Below are 5,286 nucleotides of genomic sequence, written 5' to 3'. Positions count from 1 at the left end.
AAAGATCTTGCGTTAAGAGAGTGGGATTGTCCACAGTGTGGGAACCATCATGACAGAGATGTAAATGCGGCGGTAAATATCAGAAATGAGGGAATGCGGCTGGTAAATGCATGACTTTAGAACAAACACAACCGTGGGACACACGGGGATAGCTCGCTTATGCTTAGCACAGTAGTGTTATCGAACGAGAACCAAACTTGCCGAGGTTGGGAAGCCCCCACCTCTATAGGTGGGGGAGGATGTCACTCCTCTTCCTGATAATAGAACTTTCCACGAACTCCTTTCGAACCAAAATAATTGATAAATGCATCCGGGTCTTCCTTTTTAATATCCATGATAACTACTCTTGTCGCATCTGAGTTCACCACACTATAAAGCATCGCTTTTTCCTCGTTCTTATAGCAGCCTACCCCCTTAAATAAGGTGGCATCATGGTTTGTCTTTTTCAGAATAATATTGTAAACCTCATCTGGTTTCTTCGTGATAATAAATAAGGTATCCTTATCATATCGCTTGTACATCATATTAATCATCTGTGTGGATGCATACTGGAAAATAATAGAATATAATGCCACATTCATACCATAAATACATCCTGCAATCAAAAGAACGGCTACATTTCCCATGAAAATGTAATTCCACACACTGATTCCCTTTTTCTTAGAAATAATCATACTGATAAAATCCGTTCCACCGCTTGTCGCATGGCTATTTAAAATCAGTGCAATCAAAACACCATTAATAATTCCACCAAAAATCGCAATTAATAATAAATCATCTGTAATAAAATGAGACGGAATCATATCGACGGCAATACTCATTACAAAAATGCAAAGAACCGAACGAAGTGTATACTTTTTACCAACTACCCGGTAACATATCGTTGCCGGAACCGCATTAAGAAGAATACTGAATAATGAATATGGCACACTGATATGTAAAAATGTTCTGCAAATATGCTGTAACAGCAGGGAAATTCCAGTTGCTCCACCTGGAAGCAGATTTCCCGCATTAACGAAAACATTAACGTTTATCGCATACAAAATCGAGGCAATGATAACCACAATCGAATCTTTCACATCTCTGCGAATCTCTAACTTATGATACATTTCCTCTCCCATCCTCTGTTTATCAAGAATCGCTGAATCCGAAACCAGTTCCTCTTTGAGTTCTTCTTTTAAATCTTCTCTCAATTCTTTTATTGGCACTTTCTTCATATAAATCCTCCAATCAAATGTATTTTCTCTTTTACCGAATCCCATTATAATACACAATCTCTGTGTTTGATACCTATTTTCAGAAAAATATTCTGTTAGAAAATGCATATTTTTTTCTACACTATGAATACTAAAGTACAAACGAGCCAGCGAACCTTGTAATATATAAAAATGCTTCGTATCACTGCGTTCAAACTGCTCAACCGCAATTTGAACTTGCTCTAAGACGCATTTTTATATATTACAAGGTTCGCTGGCTCTGTTTACTCCAATCCTATAAATCCGTTAAAAGATTGGGGAACGCAAACACGCTCTAGCATTAAATTTGTAATTTCACCTCTCCAGCCAGAGGGCGTCTCCCTTGCCTGCGGCAACTCAGAATTTAAACCTTCACCCTTTCTGCGGTATCTTTTTCTATTGCGATTCTTTTTCCATTGACCGATACAATTACATTTCCAAAATAGGAAGCAATCACACTTACCTTTGCTCCCTGTACTAACCCCAGTTTTTCTAATAATGACATCTTCTCGTCACTGCAGATATTCCACTTGATAGTATGCAGTGTGTTTAAAGATGCATCTACTAATGAATACATGAATAATCCCCCTTCTCTTTTTATACTATTCTACCACGGAAATATTGCTAACACAATTACAAAAAAAGATATTTTTTATCAGAAAACTATTGCAAGTTTTATGTATTGTACATTTATTAGAAAAAACTAATTGAGGTTATGTGTTTATACTTTGTATTGTATAAACAAAGTATAAGTAAATTGCTCCTACTTTCCCTATTCTTATTTTACCCATTACAATCTTACTCATTCTTGATTTCAAAAAATAAAAGATTAGACAAATAGGCTGTTCATAAATGAAACATTTTGTCTTAGAGCGTGTTTGAAAAATACTTTCTGCAAGATGTGCGTTACAATTTGTAGAAGATTTTGCCTGAACAAGGGCGGCGTAGTGGGCTACGGCAACGGAATGTAGGTATGGGTTTCTTTAAAAATTTTTACTTCTTCTGAATATAGCATCCCTTCATCCTCCATATTTATATATAAAATAATGTGTTTGCACATGTTAGTTCTATCTAATCATCATTTTTTTAAAAAGCCGTGTGAACACCGAATTTTCAATTCACACGGCTTTTTTATGTTTTTAGTATACCATTCAGAAAACAGTATAACAAGATAATCTTATCTTTCTTTTAAATCTACCAAATACGCTTCTTTTCCATTTGTGAAAAGTAATTTCTTCTCCTTTTTCGCAATATACATCTCCAGTGTTCCCCGGATTTCTTCTGGGATATCTAATTCTCGATAAATATCCTCCTGCAAATTATAAAGATAATATACATCGTCAGACTCTGTTCCTAATAAAACATACTCTCCATTGACTTGCATTATATGAACATCTTCTGCTTGTTTTAAAGGAATCATCTGCTTTTGTTTTGTGATAAGATTCTCTATTTCCAACTGTTTTTTCTTCGTATCACACCGATACGTCCAGCAGCCTTTGATATCTCCATATTCCGGATATACTTTTACTTTTCCTGTTTGAAAGTCAATATAATTCAGGCGATAGAATTCGGTATTGTTTTTGGTAAATACATCTCCAACAGCGGCAATATGGTCATCATTAATGAAATCATATTCATTGGAAAGTGCGTATCCAGAAAGTCCTTCTAGTTTTCTTTCTGTTTCTTTTTCTGTATCAAAAACAGTCCAATATGATTTGCTGTGATTGATTAAGATATATTTTCCATCTGGAGACATGCTCATATTCATTCCGTCCCCAGGTTTTACGACCTGTCTACATTCTCCACTTTTTAAATTTACGCAAAGAATTTGTTCATTTTCTTTGGCATTTTCTGCGGAAAGGTAAATTTCTCCCTGCTTATTTATCTGGTCAAATACCTGTACCAGATTTTTGCTATAATTATAGCTAAAAATCTCCTGCCCAATGATAGAATATTGGAAAGAGAATGTACTTGCCTTGTAGCTGCCCGAAAAGGATTGTATTGGCAATTTGCTAAGTTTACCATCTTTAATACTATAGACTTTCTCTACGATTTCATCGGAGTTTGCATCCGTTTTACTTTCATAAATAAAACTTTCATTCGTTCCCACAATCTGCAGATTATCTTTCATTGGCACTTTTTCAATTTGTGAAATGGAGTCTTGCCCTTCATCTGCTTTGTTATTTCTTCGGTGAACTCTTCCTGTTTCTTCCTCATTACTTCTGCCATTTTTTACTTCTTTCCCAGCAGAATTTTTCTTATCATTCTTACCGTATGAATCGATATTTGAGGTATTGTTATTATAACCTTTCTTGTTATTTCCGTTTTTTCCACTTCCATTATTATTTATATACTGATTCTCTTTTCCTTGTTGATCACCAGAAGAACTTCCTATCTGAAATGTCTGCTCAATCCAATCACGAAAAACAGTAGAAACTCTGGCTGCAGTCTGTACTCCAATACTTAGCACTACAACACAGATTACAATTGCGGCAGCAACTCTTAACCCAGACAATTTTCTCACATCTTTTTCCGAGTTTTCTTCTGTGTTTTCTGAAGAATTTACAAAGAAAAATCTTCGAATCATTGATGGTTTTCTTTTTTGAATATCTTCTGCCGCTTCCCTAATAAAGCGATCCTCACAGGCATCAATCGCACGAAACAGTTCTTTTTTATCCATCAGATCAACTCCTTTTCCTGCAAATATTGCTGCAACTTTTCACGAAGTCTGGCTAAACGCATAGATGCTGTTTTTTCTGTGATTCCATAGTCTTTTGCAATTTCTTTCACTGGCTGTAAAAACCAGTACCTGCGTAAAAATAAAATTCTTTTTTTCTCCGGAAGTTCGGAAAGGAATGTATTAATTGCTGTCCGCAACTCCTCAAATTCTACGCTGTCAGATGCTTCCGTTCCATCACTCACACATTCTGCCAGCTCATCGAGAGACGTTTCATACGCACTGTTCCGCTTTTTGGCATGATTAAATTCGTATTTTTTCAGGGAAAGATTTTTTATAATTCGACATATGTACGCCTTAAATGGGTTCGGTTCTTTCGGAGGAATCTTATTCCAGAGTGTAAGATAGGTGTCATTCACACATTCCTCACTGTCCCTCGTATCATTTAAAATATTGATGGAAATCGAATGACACAGTCTCCCATACTTTTCATCAGTCTGTTCAATAGCATTTTCCGAACGCTTAAAATATAAAGCGATAATCTCTTTATCTGTCATCATTTTCACTCCTTTACTTCTCAAGATTTACCAGATAAACTTCTTTTTCATTTGTAAATAACAACGCATTTTCCTTTTGTGAAAAATACACCTGTAGCGTATACCTTATGTCTTCCGGTGGATTTAATTTCACTGCTGTTTTTCTTTTTATATTGCAAAGATAGGCAGGTATCAAATTGATACTTCCTATACTAACAAATACGATGTAAAAACAAAATACCACAAAAAATTTTGATTTGTGAGGCTGTGGAACAGACGAACCCTCATCTCCTATAATATATAAAAATGCTTCGTTTCCCTGCGTCCAAGCTGTTCATCCGCAACTTGAACTTGCTCAAAGGCGCATTTTTATATATTACAGGAGATGAGGGTTCTGTGTATTCCAATCCCACAAATCAGTTGAGAAAATTTGAAGATGGGGACAAAAGAAAGTTGGAATTCTGATTTTGCATGAGTAGTTTTTCTCTTGGGGTGCGTCTGTTTGTCTGTTATCAGAGTTCCACTCCACTTTTTCCTGTTTTCAATATCCGTTCAATAAGATCAACAATATATGCCGCTGCCTCTACTGGAGCAATACCATGCCGGTTGATATTAGAAACTACGGTATATTCCGATTCTAACATATCTGACCTTGCATTATTGTCAATCCTATGATATTTAATTCTCTGACATAGCTGTCTTTCCTGTCCTCTCCCTCAAATTTTTTAACTTATTTGTAGAATTCAAGATAGACAGCCGCTATAGATACTACTCTATCGGATTGCTCAAAAAATATGAAAAAGAACCCCTAAAAAATTTATTGAATTTTGTGACTTTG

The 5,286-nt window shown here is 35.6% G+C and carries 7 protein-coding genes and 1 pseudogene; 2 read left to right on the top strand and 6 right to left on the bottom strand.

Annotated features, from left to right (window positions below):
* A partial coding sequence (locus tag EUBHAL_RS15260; RefSeq protein WP_005346098.1) for a zinc ribbon domain-containing protein occupies positions 1-114 on the top strand: 114 nt, incomplete at its 5' end.
* A 128-nt stretch (positions 115-242) separates the two neighbouring features.
* Here the strand turns inward: EUBHAL_RS15260 and EUBHAL_RS05475 are convergent.
* The 3 genes and pseudogenes from EUBHAL_RS05475 to EUBHAL_RS16755 all read right to left on the bottom strand — a co-directional run.
* Positions 243-1,217, bottom strand: a complete 975-nt coding sequence (locus EUBHAL_RS05475) for a YitT family protein (RefSeq protein WP_242648747.1) — start codon at positions 1,215-1,217, stop codon at positions 243-245.
* Between the two features lie 382 nt (positions 1,218-1,599).
* Positions 1,600-1,812 (bottom strand): FeoA family protein, encoded by a 213-nt coding sequence (locus tag EUBHAL_RS05470; protein WP_005346095.1) that lies wholly within the window; start codon positions 1,810-1,812, stop codon positions 1,600-1,602.
* A 136-nt stretch (positions 1,813-1,948) separates the two neighbouring features.
* A pseudogene (locus tag EUBHAL_RS16755) lies at positions 1,949-2,152 on the bottom strand (DUF6783 domain-containing protein); the annotation flags it as partial.
* Between EUBHAL_RS16755 and EUBHAL_RS16750 the strand changes: the two are divergent.
* Complete coding sequence (locus tag EUBHAL_RS16750; RefSeq protein WP_334290883.1) at positions 2,135-2,206, top strand: DUF6783 domain-containing protein; 72 nt, start codon at positions 2,135-2,137, stop codon at positions 2,204-2,206. The pseudogene EUBHAL_RS16755 and the gene EUBHAL_RS16750 sit on opposite strands and share 18 nt — an antisense overlap.
* A 206-nt stretch (positions 2,207-2,412) precedes the next feature.
* On the opposite strand, the gene EUBHAL_RS05465 is transcribed toward EUBHAL_RS16750, so the two are convergent.
* The 3 genes from EUBHAL_RS05465 to EUBHAL_RS15255 all read right to left on the bottom strand — a co-directional run bounded on the left by EUBHAL_RS05465 (position 2,413) and on the right by EUBHAL_RS15255 (position 5,116).
* A complete protein-coding gene (locus tag EUBHAL_RS05465; RefSeq protein WP_005346093.1) occupies positions 2,413-3,915 on the bottom strand; it encodes a hypothetical protein in 1,503 nt (500 codons plus the stop codon).
* Complete coding sequence (locus EUBHAL_RS05460) at positions 3,915-4,472, bottom strand: RNA polymerase sigma factor (RefSeq protein ID WP_005346091.1); 558 nt, start codon at positions 4,470-4,472, stop codon at positions 3,915-3,917. The genes EUBHAL_RS05465 and EUBHAL_RS05460 overlap by 1 nt, the downstream gene beginning before the upstream one ends.
* A 488-nt stretch (positions 4,473-4,960) precedes the next feature.
* Positions 4,961-5,116 carry an ethanolamine ammonia-lyase light chain EutC gene (locus EUBHAL_RS15255; RefSeq protein WP_278183907.1) on the bottom strand — a complete coding sequence of 52 codons (156 nt, stop codon included), beginning with the start codon at positions 5,114-5,116 and terminating at the stop codon, positions 4,961-4,963.
* Between the last annotated feature and the right edge of the window lie 170 nt (positions 5,117-5,286).

This window comes from Anaerobutyricum hallii DSM 3353, from assembly GCF_000173975.1.
Taxonomy (GTDB): domain Bacteria; phylum Bacillota; class Clostridia; order Lachnospirales; family Lachnospiraceae; genus Anaerobutyricum; species Anaerobutyricum hallii.
This window is presented reverse-complemented; position numbering and strand designations above follow the sequence as displayed.